The following is a 21,583-nucleotide window of genomic DNA, read 5'->3' on the forward strand; positions in this document are numbered from 1 at the left end:
TTTCATCACCCTTACTTAAACAACACACACACATCGACACATATGCCGGGGTGCCTTAACGGGTCGGTTATATGGGATGTGTGGAGGCCTAACCCCAATATAGAGGTATAAAATGGCTAAAGTTTCTATGCGCGACATGCTGCAAGCTGGCGTTCACTTCGGTCACCAGACTCGTTACTGGAACCCGAAAATGAAATCCTACATCTTCGGTGCCCGCAGCAAAGTTCACATCATCAACCTGGAAAAAACCGTTCCGATGTTTGACGATGCCATGAACTTCATCAGCTCCGTAGCTGCCAAGAAAGGCAAGGTACTGTTCGTAGGTACCAAGCGTGCCGCGTCTGAAGCCGTAAAAGAAGCCGCTGAGCGTTGCGACCAGTTCTATGTTAACCACCGCTGGCTGGGCGGCATGCTGACCAACTGGAAAACCGTTCGTCAGTCCATCAAGCGCCTGAAAGATCTGGAAACCCAGAGCCAGGACGGTACCTTCGAGAAGCTGACCAAGAAAGAGGCGCTGATGCGTACTCGCGAAATGGAAAAGCTGGAGAAGAGCCTGGGTGGTATCAAGAACATGGGCGGCCTGCCTGACGTTCTGTTCGTTGTCGATGCCGACCACGAGCACATCGCTATCAAAGAAGCCAACAACCTGGGTATCCCGGTAGTTTCCATCGTTGATACCAACTCCAACCCGGACGGCGTTGATTACGTCATCCCGGGTAACGACGACGCTATCCGTGCCGTACAGCTGTACCTGAATGCTGCTGCTGACACCGTACTGGAAGCTCGCGAGCAGGACATCGTTGTTCAAGCCGAACAAGATGGCTTCGTTGAAGCTGAGTAATTGATAAGGTCTGCAAAGCCCTTATTAACCAAGCTGATGTAATTGGTTAGCAGGGGCCCTTGTGGCCCCTGTTTCTTGTCAATTCAAGACCGAGGATACTGGACATGGCAAACATTTCTGCCGCCCTGGTAAAAGAACTGCGCGAGCGCACCGCCGCTGGCATGATGGATTGCAAAAAAGCACTGGAAGAGGCCAACGGCGATATCGAGCTGGCCATCGAGAACATGCGTAAATCCGGTCAGGCCAAAGCCGCCAAGAAAGCTGGCCGTATCGCCGCTGAAGGTGTGATTTTCGCCCGTACCGAAGGCAACGTTGCCGTCATGATCGAGCTGAACTGCGAGACTGACTTCGTTTCCAAGGATGCCGGTTTCCTGGCCATGGGTCAGAAGATCGTCGAGATCGCAGCTACCCAGAAGATCGCAGACGTTGATGCGCTGAAAGCCGCTGATTTTGGCAACGGCGAATCCGTCGAGCTGACCATCACCAACCTGATCGCCAAGATCGGTGAGAACATGAACCTGCGTCGCGTGATGCTGGTTGAAGGTGACAACCTGGGCACCTACGTTCACGGTTCCCGCATCGGTGTTATCACCAAGCTGACCGGTGGTTCCGACGAACTGGCCAAAGATCTGGCCATGCACGTTGCAGCCAACAGCCCGCAATTCGTCAAGCCTGAAGACGTATCTGCTGAAGTCGTTGCCAAAGAGCGCGAAATCCAGATCGACATCGCCATCAACTCCGGCAAGCCGAAAGAGATCGCCGAGAAGATGGTTGAAGGTCGCATGAAGAAGTTCACCGGTGAGGTTTCCCTGACTGGTCAGCCGTTCGTGAAAGATCCTTCCATGACTGTTGCCGAGCTGCTGAAGAAAGAAGGCGCTGACGTTGTCTCCTTCACCCGTTTCGAAGTGGGCGAAGGCATCGAGAAGCAAGAGACCGATTTCGCTGCTGAAGTTGCAGCCCAAATCGCGGCCGCTCAAAAGGCCTAATCGAACCGGTTTTTCCGTTTCCCCAGACCGCGACTTATGTCGCGGTCTTTATATGACCAGGAATCAGTGACATGAGTACCAATCCCAAACCTGCATACAGACGTGTTCTTCTGAAGTTGAGTGGTGAAGCCCTGCAAGGATCCGAGGGTTTCGGCATTGATCCGGCAGTGCTGGAGCGGATGGCCCAAGAGATCAAAGAGCTGGTTGAGCTGGGTGTTCAGGTCGGTCTGGTCATCGGTGGCGGCAACCTGTTCCGTGGTGCCGGTCTTGCCAAGGCGGGCATGAACCGCGTGGTGGGCGACCACATGGGTATGCTGGCAACCGTGATGAACGGTCTGGCCATGCGTGATGCTCTGCATCGTGCTTATGTGAATGCCCGTCTGATGTCTGCCATCTCCCTGCAAGGCGTCTGCGACTCCTACAGCTGGGCCGAGGCAATCAGCCAGCTGCGTGCAGGCAAAGTGGTGATCTTCTCTGCCGGTACTGGCAACCCCTTCTTCACTACCGATTCTGCAGCTTGCCTGCGCGGGATCGAGATCGAAGCCGATGTAGTGCTCAAGGCCACCAAGGTTGATGGTGTATACAACGAAGATCCAGTCAAGAATCCGGATGCCGTGCTGTACCATGAATTGAGTTATGATGAAGTTCTTGAAAAAGAGCTCAAGGTGATGGATCTTGCTGCTTTTACTCTGGCACGTGACCATGATCTGCCGATCCGGGTGTTCAACATGAACAAGCCGGGCGCTTTGCGCCGGGTTATCATGGGTGAGCCGGAAGGTACCCTGATCCATTACGTCAGCAAATAATATAGATGCGAGCCGCATGGCGGCTCGTTCGCCAAAAGGAAAACCGCTGTGATCAACGAGATTAAAAACGACGCCAAGGAGCGTATGGGCAAGAGTGTCGAATCACTCAAGACCCAGATGTCCAAGATCCGTACTGGCCGTGCTCACCCGAGCCTGCTCGACGGCATCCAGGTTGAGTATTACGGTGCTGCCACTCCGCTGAAACAGTTGGCCAACGTCGTGGCAGAAGATGCTCGCACCCTCTCCATCTCCATTTTTGACCGCTCCATGATCCAGGCGGTAGAGAAGGCGATCCTGACCTCCGATCTGGGCCTGAACCCCTCCAGCAATGGCCAGACCCTGCGCGTGCCGCTGCCGCCGCTGACCGAAGAGCGCCGTCGCGACCTGACCAAGATCGTCCGTGCCGAAGCGGAAAACGCCCGTGTTGCTGTGCGCAACATTCGTCGCGATGCCAACGCCGATCTGAAAGCGTTGCTGAAAGAGAAAGAGATCTCCGAGGATGACGACCGTCGCGCTCAGGAAGAGATCCAGAAGCTGACCGACTCCTACATCAAGCTGGTCGATGAGGCCCTTGCTGCAAAGGAGAAGGAGCTAATGGAAATCTAACCGCCTGAAAGGTATATTACGAGCGCCGTGTAGTGCCCCTGCACGGCGCTTTTGTCTTTGTGGGAGAAAACCATGTCGCTTTTGGCTGCGTTGGGTGATTGTGCCAACTCGTCTTTACCCCGTCACGTCGCCATCATCATGGATGGCAACGGTCGCTGGGCCCAGAACCGTGGCAAGATGCGGGTTTATGGCCACAAGGCGGGCGTCAAGTCGGTGCGCGAGGCCGTTACCTTTGCTGCGCGTGCCAAGATCGAGGCATTGACCCTGTTTGCATTCTCCAGCGAAAACTGGCGTCGTCCGGAAGGGGAAGTCAGCGCCTTGATGGAGCTGTTCATTACCGTGCTGGGCCGCGAGGTGAACAAGCTTCACAGTCACGGGATCCGGCTCAGGGTGATTGGCGATACAGATCGCTTCAGTGATCGGTTGCAGGCCAAAATCGCCAAGGCGGAAGCCTTGACCGCCAATAACAAGGGATTGACCCTGAACATTGCGGCCAACTATGGCGGCCAGTGGGATATCGCTCAGGCGGCTCGCAAGCTGGCCCGCGCGGTTGTTGCCGGTGAACTGGCCGCAGACGACATTGATGAATCCATGTTGACCCGCGAGGTTTGCATGGCCGATCTGCCACCCGTGGACCTGTTGATCCGCACCGGTGGCGATCATCGCATCAGCAACTTTGTGTTATGGCAGCTCGCCTATGCAGAGCTCTATTTTACCCCGGTATTGTGGCCCGATTTCAACGAGGCCGAGTTCAGTGAGGCGGTTGCCTCTTTCGTTGCCCGCGAGCGTCGCTTCGGTTGCACGGGTGAACAGATACGGGAATTGATCGCCGAGCAGCAGACCGGCTAAACCCCGCTCCCAAGAGAGAGGTTTCTTTTGCTAAAACAACGAATTATTACTGCTTTGATGTTGATCCCCCTGGTGTTGGGGGCGCTCTTCTTTCTGCCATTGAAATTTTTTGCCCTGTTGGCAGCGCTGGTGTTTTTGTTGGCCAGTCGCGAATGGAGTGGGTTTGTCTCTGCTGCTCCGCAGCAATGGTTACCCATCGTATTTTGTCTGTTGCTCGGTGCCAGCCTCTTTTGGCTGCCGGTGGAGCAACTCTGGACGCCTCACCTGCACCCCCTGGTGATGGGCGTGCTCTGGACAGCGGTAAGCTGGTGGCTGCTGGGCCTGCTGCTGGTGCTGCGCTATCCCCAAAGCGCCAAGCTGTGGAAAGAGTCTATCTGGCTCAAGTCGCTGTTTGGTCTGGTGACCCTGGTTCCCTTCTTCTGGTCGCTGGTCGCCATCCGTGGTTACAACTTTTACCATGACCCCATGATGGGGGCCTGGATCCTGTTGTTCGTGATGGGACTGGTCTGGGCGGCAGATTCTGGCGCGTATTTTTTCGGCAAGGCGTTCGGTAAGCACAAGCTGGCACCGGCTGTGAGTCCGGGCAAAACCATCGAAGGGATGTGCGGCGGCCTCTTTACCGCCAGCCTGCTGGCCATCGGTGTCACCTGGTCGATGGGATTTGTTCCTGCCAAGATGATCACCGTGCTGTTTTGCTCTCTGCTGGCGGTGCTAGCCTCCGTACTCGGCGATCTGACCGAAAGCATGTTCAAGCGCGAGGCGGGCATCAAGGACTCCGGCACCCTGTTGCCGGGTCATGGCGGCATTCTCGACCGGATCGACAGCCTGACCGCCGCCCTGCCGGTGTTTCTGCTCAGTTATCTGCTACTCAGTCAGGAGTTTTGATGCACAAGTCACTGGTTATTCTGGGTGCCTCTGGCTCCATTGGTCAGAGTACCTTGAAAGTGCTGCGCCATAACCCGGGCAGTTGGCAAGTATTGGCGTTGACCGCCGCCCGTAACGTGGATGCCATGTTGCGGGACTGCCTCGAATTCTCCCCCCGTTTTGCCGTGATGGTCGATGAGGATGCCGCCCGTGAACTGGCTGCCCGTCTGAAAGCGCACGGCAGTGCGACCCGGGTCATGTCTGGTGCAGCAGCCCTCTGCGAGGTTGCCGCTCACCCCGACGCCCATAGCGTGATGGCCGCCATCGTCGGTGCGGCCGGACTGGCCCCGACCATGGCCGCGGTACGTGCCGGCAAGCGAATTTTGCTGGCCAACAAGGAGGCGCTGGTGATGTCCGGTGCTTTCTTCATGGAAGCCGTGCGCGAACATGGCGCCGAGCTGCTGCCCATCGACAGCGAACACAATGCTATCTTCCAGTGTCTGCCGACTGCCGTGCAGCGCCAGCCCGGTTTTTGCGATCTGGCGGCGGCGGGGATCAGCAAGATTTTGCTGACCGGTTCCGGCGGTCCGTTCCGTTACACCGAGATCAGCGAGCTGGCGAAGGTGACGCCGGCGCAGGCCATCGCTCATCCCAACTGGTCGATGGGGGCCAAGATTTCGGTCGACTCCGCCACCATGATCAACAAGGGGCTGGAGTACATCGAGGCGCGCTGGTTGTTCAATGCGGCGCCCGAGCAGATCCAGGTGGTGATCCACCCGCAGTCGGTGATCCACTCCATGGTGCAGTATAAGGATGGCTCCGTGCTGGCCCAGCTTGGCAATCCGGATATGTGTACCCCCATCGCCCATGCGCTTGCTTATCCCAATCGCATCCCCTCCAGTGTGGAACCTTTGGATTTCTTCAGTGTCGGAGAGTTCAGCTTTATCCGGCCTGATTATGATCGCTACCCCTGTCTGGCGCTGGCCATCAATGCCTGCCAGAAGGGACAAGCGGCGACCACTGCGCTCAATGCAGCCAACGAGGAGGCGGTTGCCGCCTTCCTGACCGGGCGCATCGGTTTTATGGATATTGCCCGGATCAATGAGGCAGTGATGCTGGCGCTGGAGAGCAGCGCCATCTGCTCGCTCGATGATCTGTTTGCCCTGGACGGTGCGGCAAGAGCCCGTGCTCACACTTTGATTGAGGAGCTTGGCTGATGGGCGGTGTGTTGTGGAATATCGGTGCCTTTGTTGTTGCGCTGGGCCTGCTGGTCGCGGTGCACGAGTTTGGTCACTTCTGGGTGGCCCGTCGTTGTGGCGTCAAGGTTGAGCGCTTCTCTATCGGTTTTGGCAAGGCGATCTGGCGCCGGATGGGTAAAGATGGCACCGAATATGTGCTGGCGCTGATCCCGCTCGGTGGTTACGTCAAGATGCTCGATGGCCGGGTCGATGAACTCAAGCCCGGTGACGAGCAGTATGCCTTCAACCACAAGAGTGTCTGGGCGCGGATGGCGATTGTCGCCGCAGGTCCCATGGCCAACTTCGTCTTTGCCCTGTTTGCCCTCTGGCTGATGTTTATCATCGGGGTGCCGAGCGTCAAGCCGGTGATCGGTGAGGTGCGTCCCGCATCCATCGTGGCCGAGGCGGGTGTGCTGCCCGGGATGGAGATTGTCGGGGTCGGCGATGAGCTGACCGGTGACTGGGAGAGCGTCACCTACGCTCTTATCAGTCATCTGGGTGATGATGCAGTGACTCTCAAGGTGCAGGCACCCAATACCAGCTATGCCACCGATAAAACCTTGTCGCTGACCGGCTGGACCTTCGATCCGGATAAAGAGTCGCCTATCGGCAGCTTGGGAATTGTCCCCCTGAGTGGCAAAGTGCTGCCAGTCGTGGCTGCAGTGGTGGCCAAGAGTGCCAGTGAAAAGGCGGGGCTGCAGGTCGGTGACCGTATCAAACAGGTCGGCGATCAGCCTATTACCGCGTGGGCCCAGTTTGTCGAACTGGTGCAGCAGGCACCGGGCGAACCCCTGCAAGTGGTGGTTGAGCGCAACAACAGTGAGCTCAACGTGACCCTGACCCCGGATAGCCGCAAGGTGCAGGGCAAGCTGGTAGGATTCGTCGGTCTCTCGCCGCAACTGGTTCCATTACCGGATGAATATCGAATTCTGTTACAGTATGGGCCTTTGCAGGCGCTGTGGCATGGCGCGAACAAGACCTGGAGCCTGATCACGCTCACCTTTGACATGATTGGCAAGTTGATCGGTGGCATCGTGTCGCTGGACAACCTGAGCGGCCCCATCTCCATTGCCAAGGGCGCCGGCAGCAGTGCCGACTATGGTCTGGTCTATTTCTTGAGTTTTCTGGCGCTGATCAGCGTCAACCTGGGGATTATCAATCTGTTCCCCCTGCCGGTGCTCGATGGTGGCCATCTGGTCTATTTCCTTATCGAAGCGGTCACCGGCAAGCCGGTATCAGAGAAAATACAGGAAGTGGGTTTCAGGATCGGCGCCGCCATTCTGATGTTATTGATGGGAATTGCGCTGTTTAACGATTTCGCTCGCCTCTGAGGCCAGAGCATCAACAAGGACACACAAGAACAAAATGGCTGTTAAAAAAGCATTGGTGTTGAGTTGCCTGCTGGGTGCCAGTTTCCTGGCCCAGGCGGCCCCTGCCTCTTTTGTGGTGCAAGATATCCAGGTCGAAGGTCTGCAACGGGTGACCCTGGGTGCCGCACTGTTGAACCTGCCGATCCGGGTCGGTGATACCGTCGACTCCGTGGCTCTGGCCAGCGCCATCAAAAAGCTCTATGCCTCGGGTAACTTCGAGGATGTGAAGGTTTACCGTGACGGCCAGGTGCTGCAGGTGATGGTCAAGGAGCGTCCGACCATCTCCAGCATCGAGTTTGCCGGCAACAAGGATATCAAAGAGGAGCAACTGACCCAGAGTCTGGAGTCCTCCGGCATCCGTGTGGGCGATCCGCTGGATCGCACCGTGCTCACCTCCCTCGAGAAGGGACTGGAAGATTTCTACTATGGCGTGGGTAAATACTCCGCCAAGGTCAAGGCCATCGTCACCCCGTTGCCGCGCAACCGGGTCGACCTCAAGTTCACCTTCGTGGAAGGGGAAGCGGCCAAGATCCAGCAGATCAACATCGTCGGCAACAGCGTCTTCCCTGAAGAGAAGCTGATTGCCCAGCTCTCCCTGCGCGACGAAGTGCCCTGGTGGAACTTCACCGCCGATCAGCGCTATCAGAAGCAGAAACTGGCCGGCGATATCGAGACCCTGCGCTCCTACTACATGGATCGCGGCTATATCCGCTTCCAGCAGGAGTCTACCCAGGTCTCCATGACCCCCGACAAGAAGGGCGTCTACGTCACCCTCAACATCAAGGAAGGGGATCAGTACAAGGTCTCCGGTGTCCAGCTCAAGGGTGACCTGATCGACCGCGGTGGCGAGATGAAGGGATTGATCCCGATCGCTGCCGGCAGCATTTACTCTGCCAGTCAGGTGACTCATACCGAAGAGGTGCTCTCCAAGTTCCTCGGCCGTTACGGCTACGCCTATCCGAAAGTGGTCACCTTCCCACAGGTCAATGACAAGACCAAGGAAGTCGAGCTGATCGTCAACGTTGAGCCTGGCCCCCGTGTCTATGTGCGCAACATCAACTTCAGCGGTAACGCCACCACCGAAGACCAGGTGCTGCGTCGCGAGATGCGCCAGATGGAGGGCACCTGGCTCTCCTCCGACAACATCGAGCAGTCCAAGAGCCGTCTCAACCGCCTTGGCTACTTCGAGAGTGTCGAAGTGGACACCAAGCGGGTACCGGGCAACGATGACCTGGTTGACCTCGACTTCAAGGTCAAGGAGCAGCCTGCTGGCTCCATCAACGCCGGTATCGGTTACGGCACCGAGTCAGGTCTGAGCCTGCAGGCGGGGATCTCCCAGGACAACTTTATGGGTACCGGTAAAAAGGTCTCCATCAATGCCAGCACCAACGACTACTCCAAGAACGTTGACCTGAGCTACAACGACCCCTACTTCACCGTGGATGGTGTCAGCCTGGGTGGTCGGGTCTACTACAACCAGTTCCGCGCCGATGATGCCGATATCGTCGATTACGAGAACGAAACCATCGGTTTCCGTCTCTCCAGCGGCTTCCCGGTCAATGAGTTCAACCGTCTCGACTTCAGTACCGGTATCGAGAGCACCAAGCTGAGTCGTCCGTCATTCAATGCCCAGAACTATCAGGAGTGTCTGAAGGACAATCCGGATACTGATGGCAATACCTACTGCTGGGATCAGTGGAATGATAACCGCCAGTCGGTACAGATGGATCAGTTCTGGAATGCTTACTCACAGGATGGTTCCAACCTCGATTTCGTGACCGTTGATGTCACCGCTGGCTGGACCCGCTCTACCCTGAACAAGGGGATGTTCCCGACTTCTGGCGATCGTCAGCGTATCAACGCCAAGGTGACCGTGCCGGGCATGGAACTGCAGTACTACAAGCTCTCCGCCGAAGATGCCCACTACTTCCCGCTCGATGCGGATCACAGCTGGGTTATGATCGGCAAGGGTCGTGTCTCCTACGGTAACGGCTATGGCGATGACTCCATGCTGCCGTTCTTCGAGAACTACTATGCCGGTGGTTTCGATACAGTACGCGGCTTCAAGAGCAATACCATTGGTCCCAAGGCCATCTACAAAACCTACAACAAGCCGGGTGCTGGCAGTTGCACGGGTTCTCAGCCGTGTGAAACTGGTTACTACGAAGGTTCCGACACCTCGGTGGGGGGCAACGCTCTGGCCGTCGCTTCACTGGAGCTGGTCTTCCCGACCCCGTTCGTCTCCGAGACCTATCGTCCGCAGATCCGTTCCACCGTCTTTATGGACGCAGGTACCGTCTGGAGCACCGATTTTGCCAACGGAGCATATCCTTGCGCCGCCGGTTCTGATTGCAACTATCTGAGCCAGGACTACTCCAACCCGGGCAATATCCGGGTCTCTGCCGGTGTCTCCCTGCAGTGGCTCTCGCCGATGGGGCCGCTGGTGTTCGCCTTGGCCAAGCCGATCAAGAAATATGAAGGGGATCGCACCGAGTTCTTCTCCTTCAACATCGGTCGTACTTTCTAAGCAGAGTTTCGCCCCCACCCATGCGGTGGGGGTCTTCAATGATGGGACGCGCGGTATGCGTGCCTCACCAGGTAACAAGACGGTCCTAACGCCGCTTGCATAATCGGGTAAATCAGGTAGCCCTCGCCATGAGGGAACAAGGAGTAAGTGTGAATAAAGCGTTGAAAGTAGCTGGTTTGAGCTTTGCACTGATGGCTGCCGGCATGGGTTCTGCCTTCGCTGAGACCAAGATCGCCGTGGTCGACATGGGCGAAGTCTTCCAAAAGCTGCCCCAGCGTGAAGCCGTTGCAGCCAAGCTGAAAGGTGAGTTCGAGCCGCGCATGCGTGAGCTGCAGAAGCTGGAACAGGAAGGCCAGAAGTTGGTCGAGAAGTTCCGCAAGGATGAAGCCTTCATGAGCGCCGAGCAGAAAAAGCAGAACCAGGAGAAGCTGGCCAAGCTGCAGATGGAGTTCAACCAGAAGCGTCAAGCCTTTGAGCAGGACAACGGCCGCCGTCAGTCCGAAGAGCGCAACAAGATCCTGACCAAGGTGCAGGCTGCCATCGATTCCATCGCCAAGAGCAATGGTTACGATCTGGTGCTGGAGCGCAATGCCGCCCCGTATGCCGCCAGCAAGCTGGACATCTCCGGCCAGGTTATTTCTCAGGTAAGCAAGAGCAACTAATTGATGGCATTCACTCTCGCACAGCTGGCCCAGCAACTGGGGGCCCAGGTCCATGGCGACGGAACCCTGGAAATCCGCAAGGTAGCGACACTGGAAAAGGCCGGGGAGGGTGAGATTACCTTCCTGTCCAACAAGAAGTACCGTTCTTATCTGGAGCAGAGCAAGGCGACCGCCGTGCTCATTACAGAAGCGGATCTGCCATTTTGTCCCACCAATGCCCTGGTGCTCAAAGACCCCTATGTGGGCTTTGCCCGGGTAGCCCAACTGCTGGACACCACCCCGCAGCCGGCCACGGATATTCATCCGAGCGCCGTCATCGCGGCTGACGTGCAACTGGGCGAGAGAGTGGCCATCGGCGCCAATGCAGTGATCGAATCCGGCGTCGTGCTGGGTGATGATGTACGCATTGGCCCGGGTTGTTTCGTTGGCAAGAACACCCGGCTGGGAGCCCGCTCCCGGCTGTGGGCCAACGTCACCCTCTATCACAATGTGACTATGGGCACCGACTGTCTGGTTCAATCCGGCACAGTGATCGGCGCCGATGGTTTCGGTTATGCCAACGAGCGTGGCGAGTGGATCAAGATCCCCCAGCTCGGCGGTGTGACCATTGGCAACCGGGTCGAGATCGGTGCCTGTACCACCATTGACCGCGGTGCGCTGGAAGATACCCGCATCGCTGACAACGTCATCATCGACAACCAATGCCAGATCGCCCACAACGTGGAGATCGGTTACGGTACCGCCGTGGCGGGCTCTACCGTGATGGCTGGTAGTCTCAAGGTCGGCAAATACTGTATCATTGGCGGCGCTTCCGTCTTTAACGGGCATATGGAGATCTGCGACCAGGCCACCGTTACCGGTATGGCCATGGTTATGCGACCCATTACCGAGCCCGGTGTCTACTCTTCCGGCATCCCTCTGCAAACCAATAAAGAGTGGCGCAAGACCGCCGCCCGGGTGATGCGTATCGAAGAGATGCACAAGCGGTTAAGCAAGCTTGAGAAGAAGCTGGATCAAGAATAATCACGATTGGTATAGGGTACTGTTTTGACTACTGAAAAGAAGAGCCTGGGTATCCAGGAAATCATGGATCTGCTGCCCCACCGTTATCCGTTTCTGATGGTGGATCGTGTAGACGACTACGAGATCAGCGATGAGCGCAAAACTCTGCGCGCCATCAAGAACGTCTCGTTCAACGAGCCGATCTTCCAGGGGCACTTCCCGGCCAAGCCGGTGTTTCCTGGCGTACTGATCCTGGAAGCGATGGCACAGGCCACCGGTATCCTGGCCTTTACCATGGTGGGCAAGCCGTCTCCCAACGAACTCTACTATTTTGCCTCAATCGACAACGCTCGCTTCAAGCGCCCGGTCGGCCCCGGTGACCAACTGGTGCTGGACGTGGAGTTCCTGAAAGAGCGTCGCGGTATTGCCAAGTTCACCGGTGTCGCCACCGTCGACGGTGAAGTGGTCTGTACCGCCGAGCTGATGTGCGCCAAACGCGAGGTTTAACACACGTGATCGACCAGACTGCCATCATTCACGATACTGCCATCGTCCATGAGTCTGCCGTGATCGGTAAAGGGGTTGAAATCGGCCCCTTTTCTGTCATCGGCGCCGAGGTGGAAATCGGTGACAACACCTGGGTAGGTTCCCATGTGGTGATCAAGGGCCCGACCAAGATTGGTCGTGGCAACAAGATCTTCCAGCACACCTCCATCGGTGAGGATTGCCAGGACAAGAAGTACGCCGGTGAGCGCACCTTCCTCGAGATTGGCGACAACAACGTCATTCGCGAGAACTGCACCTTCCACCGTGGCACCATTCAGGATCAATCCCTGACCAAGGTGGGCAGTGGCAACCTGTTCATGGTCAACGTTCACGTTGCCCACGACTGCATCATCGGTGACAACTGCATCTTCGCCAACAACGCGACCCTGGCGGGCCACGTGGTGATCGGTGACTTCGTGATCTTTGGTGGTCTCTCCGCCATTCACCAGTTCGGTCGCGTCGGTTCCCACGCCTTCGTCGGTGGCTGCGCCGCCCTGAACAAAGACGTGCCGCCTTACGTGATGGCCGCCGGCAACTACGCCAAGCCATTCGGGGTCAACTCTGAAGGTCTGCGTCGCCGCGGTTTTAGTGCGGAGGCCATCTCTGCCGTCAAGCGTGCCTACAAAGAGATCTTCCGCTCCGGCAAGACCATCGAAGAGGTGCTGCCGGTGCTGATTGAGATGGCGCAAGCCGAACCGGCCGTCCAGCTCTATGTGGACTTCCTCAAAGATAACGAGCGCGGGATCATCCGTGCCTGATCCGGTTCGTATCGGTATCGTCGCCGGAGAAGTCTCCGGCGACATTCTGGCTGCCGGTCTGGTGCGCGAGCTGCAGGCCCGCTACCCGGATGCGCAGTTTGAAGGGATCGCCGGGCCGCGGATGCAGGCCCTCGGCGTCAAGGCCCTGTTCGAGATGGAAGAGCTCTCCGTCATGGGGATCACCGAGGTGCTGGGCCGTCTGCCGCGCATCCTCAAGGTCCGTCGCGAACTGTTGCGCCACTTTATTGCCAACCCGCCCGATATCTTCATCGGCGTGGATGCACCGGATTTCAATATCGGAGTGGAGCTGAAACTGCGCCGCGCCGGTATCAAGACGGTTCACTATGTCAGCCCCTCGGTGTGGGCCTGGCGTCAGAACCGCATTCACAAGATCAAGGCCGCTACCGACATGGTGCTCGCCTTCCTGCCGTTCGAGAAAGCCTTCTACGACCGCTTCGACGCCCCTTGCCGTTTTGTCGGTCACACCATGGCGGATGATATTCCGTTGGTGCCGGATCAGGCTGCCGTGCGTCGTAATCTCGGTATCGATGCCAATCGCCGCTGGCTGGCGGTGCTGCCGGGCAGCCGAACCGCAGAAGTGGGCTTTATGTCTCCCCTGTTTCTCGAGGCGTGCAAACACCTGACGGTGCGCTATCCGGATCTCGGCTTCATCGTGCCGCTGGTCAACCAGAAACGGCGTGAGCAGTTTATGGCCATCAAGGCCGAGGTAGCACCGGGTCTCGACATGGTGCTGCTGGAAGGGCAGGGCCGCGAGGCGATGATCGCCGCTGACGTGGTGATGCTGGCCTCTGGTACCGCGGCGCTTGAAGCCATGCTGGTGAAAAAGCCGATGGTGGTGGGCTACAAGCTCAAGCCCTTCAGCTATTGGCTGGCCCAGCGACTGGTAAAGACCGAATTTGTCTCTCTGCCCAACCTGCTCGCCGGTCGCATGCTGGTGCCGGAACTCATCCAGCATGAGTGCACCCCGGAGAATCTGGTGGAAGAGGTGAGCAAGTACTTCGAGCACGACAACAGTGCGCTGGTCAACACCTTCACCGAGCTGCACCAGCTGATCCGCTGCAATGCCGACTCGCAGGCCGCCGATGCGGTGGCGGATCTGCTCGGCAGATAACGCTATTTCGGACCGTCGATTGCGCCGCGCTACCCGTTCATTCGTTTTCGAGCGGTAATGCCGCGCCAGTCGACCCCTGTCAGGCCCCACGGGGCCTGTTTTGATTCAAGGCTACAAGATGATGATCGATATTCCTGACGACAAGCTGGTTGCCGGTGTGGACGAAGTGGGCCGTGGCCCCCTGGTGGGTGACGTGGTCACCGCTGCGGTCATTCTCGATCCCGCCAATCCGATCGCGGGGCTCAACGACTCCAAGAAGCTCTCCGAGAAGAAGCGCTTCGCCCTGTTTGACGAGATCAAAGAGAAAGCGCTCGCCTGGGCCATCGGTCGCGCCACTCCGGAGGAGATCGACGAGCTCAACATCCTGCATGCCACCATGCTGGCGATGCAGCGAGCCGTGGCGGGGTTGAAGGTCACCCCCGAGCTGGTCTTTATCGATGGCAACCGCTGCCCTGCATTGCCGATGGAAGCGCGCGCCGTGGTCAAGGGCGATAGTCTGGTGGCCGCCATCAGTGCCGCTTCGATCCTCGCCAAGGTGACCCGCGACGGCGAGATGACCGAGCTGGACAGCCGCCATCCCGAGTACGGCTTTGCCCGCCACAAGGGTTACCCTACGCCTGAGCACCTCGCCATTCTGGCTGAGCGCGGCCCGTTGCCCGAATATCGCAAGAGCTTCAAACCGGTGCGCCGCGCACTGGGGATCGAGTAGACCATGCCATTTAGTTTGAGCAGCGAGAGGAGATGACGATGGCTGAACCCCGTTTTATCCACCTGCGAGTCCACTCCGACTTCTCCATGGTCGATGGCCTGCAGAAGATCAATCCCATCGTCGGGGCGGCTGCGGCCAACAACATGCCGGCGCTGGCGCTGACCGATCAGATGAACATGTGCGGTCTGGTGCGCTTCTATGGCGCAGCTCACGGCAAGGGGATCAAGCCCATCGTCGGGGCCGACTTCTGGGTGCAGAGCGATGAGCTCGGCGACGAGCAGTTCCGTCTCACCCTGCTCGCCATGGATAACGACGGCTACCAGAACATCACCCTGCTTATTTCCCGCGGTTACCAGCGCGGCCACGTGCAAGGGCGGCCGGTTATCGACAAGAGCTGGCTCGCCGAACACGCCAAGGGGGTGATCGTCCTCTCCGGTGGCCGCGAGGGGGATGTGGGCAAGTTCCTGCTCAAGGGCAACCGGCAGATGACCGAGCAGTGTGTCGCCTTCTATCAGACCCACTTCCCCGATGCCTACTACCTCGAACTGCTGCGTACCGGTCGACCCGACGAAGAGGTCTACCTGCACATGGCGGTGGCCATCGCCACCGAGTTCGAGCTGCCGGTGGTCGCCACCAACGAGGTGGTGTTCCTCAACGCCGATGACTTCGACGCCCACGAGATCCGGGTTGCCATCCACGATGGCTATACCCTGATGGACAAACGCCGTCCCCGTCGCTACAGCCCCCAGCAGTACCTGCGCAGTCAGGAGGAGATGGCGGAGCTGTTCGCCGACATCCCCGAAGCGCTGGAAAACACGGTGGAGATCGCCAAGCGCTGCAACGTGACGGTGCGTCTCGGCGAATACTTCCTGCCCAACTTCCCGACCGGCGACATGACCACCGAAGATTTTCTGGTGGCCAAATCGAAAGAGGGTCTGGAGGAGCGTCTCGAGTTCCTGTTCCCGGATCCGGCGGTGCGGGCCGAGCGACGTCCCGAGTATGACGAGCGCCTCGATGTCGAGCTGAAAGTGATCAACCAGATGGGCTTCCCGGGTTACTTCCTCATCGTGATGGAGTTTATCCAGTGGTCCAAGGACAACGGCATTCCCGTTGGCCCGGGCCGGGGCTCGGGGGCGGGCTCTCTGGTGGCTTACGCCCTCAAGATCACCGACCTCGACCCGCTGGAATTTGACCTGCTGTTCGAACGTTTCCTGAACCCCGAGCGGGTATCCATGCCCGACTTCGACGTCGACTTCTGCATGGACCGACGCGACGAGGTGATCGAGCACGTCTCCGACATGTATGGCCGGGAGGCGGTCTCCCAGATCATCACCTTCGGTAGCATGGCGGCCAAGGCTGTGGTGCGGGACGTGGGCCGGGTGCTGGGCCATGCCTACGGCTTTGTCGATCGCATCTCCAAGCTCATTCCGCCGGATCCGGGGATGACGCTCGCCAAGGCATTCGAGGCCGAGCCCAAGCTGCCCGAACTCTACGAGCAGGATGAGGAGGTCAAAGACCTCATCGACATGGCTCGTCGTCTCGAAGGGGTGGTGCGCAACGCCGGTAAACACGCCGGTGGCGTGGTGATCGCACCCACCAAGATCACCGACTTTGCGCCGCTCTACTGCGATGATGAGGGCCATCACCCGGTCACCCAGTTTGACAAGAACGACGTGGAGTACGCCGGTCTGGTGAAGTTCGACTTCCTGGGTCTGCGCACTCTCACCATCATCGACTGGGCGCTCGGCATGATAAACCCGCGTCTTGCCAAAGAGGGCAAGCCGCCGGTGGATATCGCCGCCATCCCTATCGATGACAAGAAGTCGTTCGACCTGCTGCAACGCTACGAGACCACAGCGGTATTCCAGCTGGAATCCCGCGGCATGAAGGATCTCATCAAGCGGCTGCGCCCCGACTGCTTCGAAGACATGATCGCACTGGTGGCCCTGTTCCGACCGGGCCCGCTCCAGTCTGGCATGGTGGATAACTTCATCGACCGCAAACACGGTAATGAAGCGATCTCCTATCCGGACGAGAAGTGGCAGCACGAGAGCCTGAAACCGATTCTGGAACCGACCTACGGCATCATCCTCTATCAGGAGCAGGTGATGCAGATCGCCCAGACCCTGGCGGGTTATACGCTGGGTGGCGCGGATATGCTGCGCCGGGCGATGGGTAAGAAAAAGCCCGAGGAGATGGCCAAGCAGCGGGCCGGTTTCGAGGAGGGCGCCGTCAAGAATGGCGTCGACGGCGAACTGGCGATGAAGATCTTCGATCTGGTGGAGAAGTTTGCGGGCTACGGCTTCAACAAGTCCCACTCCGCCGCCTATGCGCTGGTTTCCTACCAGACCCTCTGGCTCAAGACCCACTTCCCGGCCGAGTTCATGGCGGCGGTGATGACCGCCGATATGGACAACACCGACAAGATAGTGACCCTGGTGGACGAGTGCCAGCGGATGGGGCTGACCGTGATCCCGCCGGATGTGAACACCGGCCGCTATCGCTTCTCGGTCAACGAAGAGGGTCATATCGTCTACGGCATCGGGGCGGTGAAAGGGGTGGGTGAAGGCCCTATTGACGCTATCCTCAGCGCCCGGGATCAGGACGGCCCGTTCCGCGATCTGTTCGACTTCTGCAACCGGGTCGACATCAAGAAGCTCAACAAGCGGGTGATGGAGAAGCTGATCCTCTCCGGTGCCATGGATCGGCTCGGCCCCCACCGCGCCGCCCTGATGGCGACCCTGGAGGAGGCGATGCGGGCCGCCGAGCAGCACGCCAAGGCGCAGGCGGTGGGGCAGGTCGACATGTTCGGCGTGCTCACCGAAGAGATTGACGACGTCAAGAAGGCGTTTGCCAACGTGCCGCACTGGCCTGACAAGGTGTGGCTGGAAGGGGAGCGCGAGACCCTCGGGCTCTATCTCACCGGCCACCCCATCAACCAGTACAGCAGCGAATTGCGTCGTTATACCTCGGGTCGCCTGTGCGATCTGCATCCCACTTCACGCGATACCGTGACCACGGCGGCGGGGCTGGTGATTGCGGCCCGCAGCATGGTGACCAAGCGTGGCAACAAGATGGGGATCTTCACTCTGGACGACCGTTCCGGTCGCCTCGATGTGACCCTGTTCAGTGAAGCGCTGGAAAAATATGAAGAATTGATGCAAAAAGACCGCATTTTGGTGGTTTCTGGACAGGTCAGCTTTGATGACTTCTCCGGTGGCCTTAAAATGTCGGCTCGAGAATTACTGGATATCAACGATGCGAGGGAGCGTTTTGCCAGAGCAATCCGCATCTCCCTCGATGAACAGCGGATTGATGATCGCTTTTTCCCGCGTTTGTGCGAGATTTTGGAGCCCGCCCGTGCCGGAGTCTGTCCGGTTCAGGTAAACTATCGTCGCCCCGGCTCCCGGGTGCGATTGACGCTCGGTACCGAGTGGCGGGTGACGCCCACCGATCAACTGATAGATGACTTGCGAGTCCTGCTTGGACGAGAGCGGGTTGAATTGGTTTTTGATTAGAGGTTCTAAGGCCCTATGAGTCTTTTTCTGGATTTTGAACAGCCGATTGCCGAGTTGCAGGCGCAGATTGATGAACTCAAACATGTGAGTGAAGGCAATCACGCCGTGGATCTGAAAGACGAGATCCGCCGGCTGGAGAAGAAAAACGAAGAGCTGACCAAGAAGATCTTCGGTGATCTGGGGGCCTGGCAGGTATCCCAGATGGCGCGTCATCCCCAGCGCCCCTACACCTTTGACTATATCGAGCATATCTTCACCGATTTCGACGAGTTGGCTGGCGATCGCGCCTATGCCGATGACAAGGCTATCGTCGGCGGCATCGCCCGTCTCGACGGTGAGCCGGTGATGGTGATTGGTCACCAGAAGGGTCGCGAGACCAAGGAGAAGATCAAGCGCAACTTCGGCATGCCGCGTCCGGAAGGGTACCGCAAGGCCCTGCGTCTGATGGAGATGGCCGAGCGTTTCAAGATGCCGATCATCACCTTTATCGACACCCCGGGGGCCTACCCAGGCGTTGGTGCAGAGGAGCGGGGCCAGTCCGAAGCCATCGCCCGCAACCTGAAAGTCATGGCCGGCCTGACTGTGCCGGTGGTCTGCACCGTGATCGGTGAAGGCGGCTCAGGTGGTGCGCTGGCTATCGGCGTGGGTGACCGCGTCAACATGCTGCAGTACTCCACCTACTCTGTCATCTCGCCGGAAGGGTGTGCCTCCATCCTGTGGAAGAGCGCCGAGAAGGCTTCTGTGGCTGCCGAAGCGATGGGTATCACTGCCCAGCGTTTGAAAGAGCTGAAACTCATCGACAACATCGTCGAAGAGCCGCTCGGCGGTGCCCACCGCGATGTGGAAAAGATGGCTAAAAACCTCAAGGCCCGCATCAAGCAGGATCTGGACGCTCTGCGTCCGCTTGATACCGAACAACTGCTGGAGCAGCGCTACCAGCGTCTGCTGGGCTACGGCTACTGCTAAGCTCGCAATCGTGAATCCCGAGATCCAGGCCCCCGTCATCGACGGGGGCTTTTTATTGCGGTTGATCTGCCATTCAGATGAGTGCCCCAACGCGCCCTGGAATGGCGCAGTTCAGTCTTCGCGAGTGAGGTGCATGGTTGGTATGCCATGCTGTTGGTGATGGCTGCCAGTAGCCTACAGCATCCTTTGGCATCGCTGGCGATGGCATGACAAGCCGCTTGATCATCCGATTGCGGCATAAAAAAGCGCCCCGTACATCCGGGGCGCTTTTACAGGTATTAGGCAGTCTTACAGCTCAATGTCGTCTGTCAGACCCTCGTAGGCGATATCAATGGATTGCAGCTCCTTCTGCAAACGGTGCTTGTCTTTCAGCGCTTCGATCTCGCGCCATTTACGTTTTTTTCCCGTTGTCCCGCGGCTACGTGAACCGAGCTCAACTACCTCGTCATAATCGAAGTTGAACATTTCCATGGCTCCCTCCTTGGCTTTTATCGTTTTCACCACCCGTATAACATAACGAATCTGAAATTAAAACGTTTTCGTGACGACTCTATGACAGCGCTAAAAAAGCCCATGAAAAAAACCGGGCCCCTTGGTAGGGGCCCGGTTTTTTTCATAAAAATTAATCGATTACAGGCGGCTTGCCAGCATGGTTTCCAGCTTGCCCTGGTCGATGGCAAACATGCGGATACCTTCGCCCAGCTTCTCGTGAGCCATGGCATCCTGGTTCAGTTCCCAGCGGAATTCGGCCTCGGTCATCGGGGTCGGTTTGGCCTTGCGCTCACCGGTGTAGTCCAGTTTGCGTACCACGGCGCCTTCGCTCTTGCTCAGCTCTTCCAGCAGGGCCGGACCAATGGTCAGGCGGTCGCAACCGGCCAGTTCCAGGATCTCGCCGGTGTTGCGGAAGCTGGCGCCCATTACCACGGTCGGGTAGTCGTGCTGCTTGTAGTAGTTGTAGATGGAGGTAACGGAGACCACGCCCGGATCTTCGCTGGCGGTGTAGTCACGGCCATTTTTGGCTTTGTACCAGTCGAGGATGCGGCCCACAAACGGGGAGATCAGGAAGGCACCGGCTTCGGCACAGGCACGGGCCTGGGCGAAGGAGAACAGCAGGGTCAGGTTGCACTGGATACCCTCTTTCTCCAGTACTTCAGCGGCACGGATCCCTTCCCAGGTGGAGGCCAGCTTGATCAGAATGCGGTCGTTACTGATACCCGCTTCGTTGTAAAGACGGATCAGCTTGCGGGCCTTGGCGATGCTGGCCTCGGTATCGAAGGAGAGACGGGCATCCACTTCGGTGGAGATACGGCCCGGAACGATCTTCAGCACTTCCAGACCGATATTGACGGCCAGCTTGTCGCCCGCGTCGATGATTTGCTGTGCCTTGTCCTGGCTCTGGGCTTTGGCCCATTTGATGGCGTCTTCGATCAGCGGAGCGTACTCGGGGATCTCGGAGGCCTTCAGAACCAGAGAGGGGTTGGTGGTGGCATCGATGGGCTGATAGCGTTTGATGGCTTCGATATCACCGGTGTCGGCAACAACAGTGGTCAGGGCTTTCAGCTGGGTTAATTTATCGGCCATAGCGAATATCATCTCTTAATGAGGGAGTAATCCCTGGGTTGCGGGCTTGAGACGGTGGTTCTGAAATAAAATTACAGGATCTTGGTGCCTCAGGCTCAGAAAAGCGCGATGGGGGCGGCCCATCGTCATTGCCTGCATAATTAATACTGATGTGCTGCATCCTGCAATAGGGGCGCTTGGTTGTTAAACATTCAGGCTGTTGAGTCATCCCGTTTTATGGCGTGAAACTATATGATTAGTAAGGTTTTTTACATTTCCTCCCGACCTCGCTCCGGTTTGCTTTCAGCTGAACTTTTTTAGCCAATATCCATATTTGTGTCGTCGATCACATAAATTATCTCGCTACGTACTTGAAATTTAATTACAGCGAAAACGTTTGGCGAAATGTCTCCGTTTGAAAGCCATTTCATGCAAGCGTTTGCGTTTTCGGATAGCTCATCAGGGATATATCAAAATGGTTCTCTTATGGGGCTTAATGGTGGCCTGTCTGATTGAATTATTGAGTTTGTTGAAAGTTTGCGATTTAAATGGAGCTTTATGGGCTTTTACCGTTCGTTTTTTGTGTCTCGCGTGACCGGGATCACTATTCCGGGCTCTCCCGCTGTGCTAGATTCCGCCCCTT

19 protein-coding genes are annotated in these 21,583 nt (G+C 57.7%); 17 read left to right on the top strand and 2 right to left on the bottom strand.

The features are described 5' to 3' along the window. Positions 1-112: 112 nt before the first annotated feature. The 17 genes from rpsB to accA all read left to right on the top strand — a co-directional run bounded on the left by rpsB (position 113) and on the right by accA (position 19,380). Positions 113-841, top strand: a complete 729-nt coding sequence (gene rpsB, locus G5195_RS13565; protein ID WP_204385178.1) for a 30S ribosomal protein S2 — start codon at positions 113-115, stop codon at positions 839-841. A 104-nt stretch (positions 842-945) separates the two neighbouring features. Continuing rightward, the gene (gene tsf, locus G5195_RS13570) at positions 946-1,827 is read left to right on the top strand and encodes a translation elongation factor Ts (protein WP_005343781.1); all 882 of its coding nucleotides are present in this window, start codon (positions 946-948) and stop codon (positions 1,825-1,827) included. A 71-nt stretch (positions 1,828-1,898) separates the two neighbouring features. After that, positions 1,899-2,633 carry a UMP kinase gene (pyrH, locus tag G5195_RS13575; RefSeq protein ID WP_005343782.1) on the top strand — a complete coding sequence of 245 codons (735 nt, stop codon included), beginning with the start codon at positions 1,899-1,901 and terminating at the stop codon, positions 2,631-2,633. 48 nt (positions 2,634-2,681) lie between these two features. Beyond that, the gene (gene frr, locus G5195_RS13580; RefSeq protein ID WP_421222310.1) at positions 2,682-3,239 is read left to right on the top strand and encodes a ribosome recycling factor; all 558 of its coding nucleotides are present in this window, start codon (positions 2,682-2,684) and stop codon (positions 3,237-3,239) included. A 72-nt stretch (positions 3,240-3,311) separates the two neighbouring features. Next, positions 3,312-4,088: a polyprenyl diphosphate synthase gene (gene uppS / locus G5195_RS13585; protein ID WP_421209742.1), complete on the top strand. Its 777-nt coding sequence runs from the start codon at positions 3,312-3,314 to the stop codon at positions 4,086-4,088. Positions 4,089-4,115: 27 nt separating this feature from the next. Beyond that, positions 4,116-4,973 carry a phosphatidate cytidylyltransferase gene (locus G5195_RS13590; RefSeq protein ID WP_026034918.1) on the top strand — a complete coding sequence of 286 codons (858 nt, stop codon included), beginning with the start codon at positions 4,116-4,118 and terminating at the stop codon, positions 4,971-4,973. After that, the gene (gene ispC, locus G5195_RS13595; RefSeq protein WP_421222308.1) at positions 4,973-6,169 is read left to right on the top strand and encodes a 1-deoxy-D-xylulose-5-phosphate reductoisomerase; all 1,197 of its coding nucleotides are present in this window, start codon (positions 4,973-4,975) and stop codon (positions 6,167-6,169) included. Before G5195_RS13590 ends, ispC begins: the two co-directional genes overlap by 1 nt. Then, entirely contained in the window at positions 6,169-7,521 is a 1,353-nt protein-coding gene (gene rseP, locus G5195_RS13600) for a sigma E protease regulator RseP (protein ID WP_421222306.1), read from the top strand. Before ispC ends, rseP begins: the two co-directional genes overlap by 1 nt. Positions 7,522-7,555: 34 nt before the next feature. Next, a complete protein-coding gene (gene bamA / locus G5195_RS13605; protein ID WP_421222304.1) occupies positions 7,556-10,087 on the top strand; it encodes an outer membrane protein assembly factor BamA in 2,532 nt (843 codons plus the stop codon). A gap of 149 nt (positions 10,088-10,236) precedes the next feature. Next, entirely contained in the window at positions 10,237-10,749 is a 513-nt protein-coding gene (locus G5195_RS13610; protein ID WP_005338563.1) for an OmpH family outer membrane protein, read from the top strand. Positions 10,750-10,752: 3 nt separating this feature from the next. Then, positions 10,753-11,772: a UDP-3-O-(3-hydroxymyristoyl)glucosamine N-acyltransferase gene (gene lpxD, locus G5195_RS13615; RefSeq protein ID WP_219263302.1), complete on the top strand. Its 1,020-nt coding sequence runs from the start codon at positions 10,753-10,755 to the stop codon at positions 11,770-11,772. A 24-nt stretch (positions 11,773-11,796) separates the two neighbouring features. After that, positions 11,797-12,258, top strand: a complete 462-nt coding sequence (fabZ, locus tag G5195_RS13620) for a 3-hydroxyacyl-ACP dehydratase FabZ (RefSeq protein WP_005338559.1) — start codon at positions 11,797-11,799, stop codon at positions 12,256-12,258. A gap of 5 nt (positions 12,259-12,263) precedes the next feature. Then, a complete protein-coding gene (gene lpxA / locus G5195_RS13625) occupies positions 12,264-13,055 on the top strand; it encodes an acyl-ACP--UDP-N-acetylglucosamine O-acyltransferase (protein ID WP_005338557.1) in 792 nt (263 codons plus the stop codon). Further along, positions 13,048-14,187: a lipid-A-disaccharide synthase gene (gene lpxB / locus G5195_RS13630; RefSeq protein WP_040098041.1), complete on the top strand. Its 1,140-nt coding sequence runs from the start codon at positions 13,048-13,050 to the stop codon at positions 14,185-14,187. The genes lpxA and lpxB overlap by 8 nt, the downstream gene beginning before the upstream one ends. A gap of 118 nt (positions 14,188-14,305) precedes the next feature. Beyond that, positions 14,306-14,896, top strand: coding sequence for a ribonuclease HII (gene rnhB / locus G5195_RS13635; RefSeq protein WP_042081102.1), 591 nt, complete (start codon positions 14,306-14,308; stop codon positions 14,894-14,896). A gap of 38 nt (positions 14,897-14,934) precedes the next feature. After that, positions 14,935-18,414, top strand: a complete 3,480-nt coding sequence (dnaE, locus tag G5195_RS13640) for a DNA polymerase III subunit alpha (protein WP_421222302.1) — start codon at positions 14,935-14,937, stop codon at positions 18,412-18,414. Positions 18,415-18,429: 15 nt separating this feature from the next. Further along, entirely contained in the window at positions 18,430-19,380 is a 951-nt protein-coding gene (accA, locus tag G5195_RS13645; RefSeq protein WP_421222300.1) for an acetyl-CoA carboxylase carboxyl transferase subunit alpha, read from the top strand. A 288-nt stretch (positions 19,381-19,668) separates the two neighbouring features. Here accA and G5195_RS13650 read toward each other — a convergent pair whose 3' ends face one another. Together G5195_RS13650 and tal are read right to left on the bottom strand one after the other, a co-directional pair. Beyond that, entirely contained in the window at positions 19,669-19,851 is a 183-nt protein-coding gene (locus tag G5195_RS13650; RefSeq protein WP_005343802.1) for a DUF3545 family protein, read from the bottom strand. Positions 19,852-20,010: 159 nt separating this feature from the next. After that, entirely contained in the window at positions 20,011-20,961 is a 951-nt protein-coding gene (gene tal, locus G5195_RS13655) for a transaldolase (protein ID WP_005343804.1), read from the bottom strand. Positions 20,962-21,583: the final 622 nt, after the last annotated feature.

It is taken from the genome of Aeromonas sp. 601039 (genome assembly GCF_049174415.1).
Lineage (GTDB): Bacteria > Pseudomonadota > Gammaproteobacteria > Enterobacterales > Aeromonadaceae > Aeromonas > Aeromonas veronii_A.

Excerpts from the sequence above, each read along its gene's own strand:
- rpsB (WP_204385178.1), top strand. The coding sequence starts at position 113 with ATGGCTAAAGTTTCTATGCGCGACATGCTGCAAGCTGGCGTTCACTTC.
- tsf (WP_005343781.1), top strand. The coding sequence starts at position 946 with ATGGCAAACATTTCTGCCGCCCTGGTAAAAGAACTGCGCGAGCGCACC.
- pyrH (WP_005343782.1), top strand. The coding sequence starts at position 1,899 with ATGAGTACCAATCCCAAACCTGCATACAGACGTGTTCTTCTGAAGTTG.
- uppS (WP_421209742.1), top strand. The coding sequence starts at position 3,312 with ATGTCGCTTTTGGCTGCGTTGGGTGATTGTGCCAACTCGTCTTTACCC.
- ispC (WP_421222308.1), top strand. The coding sequence starts at position 4,973 with ATGCACAAGTCACTGGTTATTCTGGGTGCCTCTGGCTCCATTGGTCAG.
- rseP (WP_421222306.1), top strand. The coding sequence starts at position 6,169 with ATGGGCGGTGTGTTGTGGAATATCGGTGCCTTTGTTGTTGCGCTGGGC.
- bamA (WP_421222304.1), top strand. The coding sequence starts at position 7,556 with ATGGCTGTTAAAAAAGCATTGGTGTTGAGTTGCCTGCTGGGTGCCAGT.
- lpxD (WP_219263302.1), top strand. The coding sequence starts at position 10,753 with ATGGCATTCACTCTCGCACAGCTGGCCCAGCAACTGGGGGCCCAGGTC.
- rnhB (WP_042081102.1), top strand. The coding sequence starts at position 14,306 with ATGATGATCGATATTCCTGACGACAAGCTGGTTGCCGGTGTGGACGAA.
- dnaE (WP_421222302.1), top strand. The coding sequence starts at position 14,935 with ATGGCTGAACCCCGTTTTATCCACCTGCGAGTCCACTCCGACTTCTCC.
- accA (WP_421222300.1), top strand. The coding sequence starts at position 18,430 with ATGAGTCTTTTTCTGGATTTTGAACAGCCGATTGCCGAGTTGCAGGCG.
- G5195_RS13650 (WP_005343802.1), bottom strand. The coding sequence starts at position 19,851 with ATGGAAATGTTCAACTTCGATTATGACGAGGTAGTTGAGCTCGGTTCA.
- tal (WP_005343804.1), bottom strand. The coding sequence starts at position 20,961 with ATGGCCGATAAATTAACCCAGCTGAAAGCCCTGACCACTGTTGTTGCC.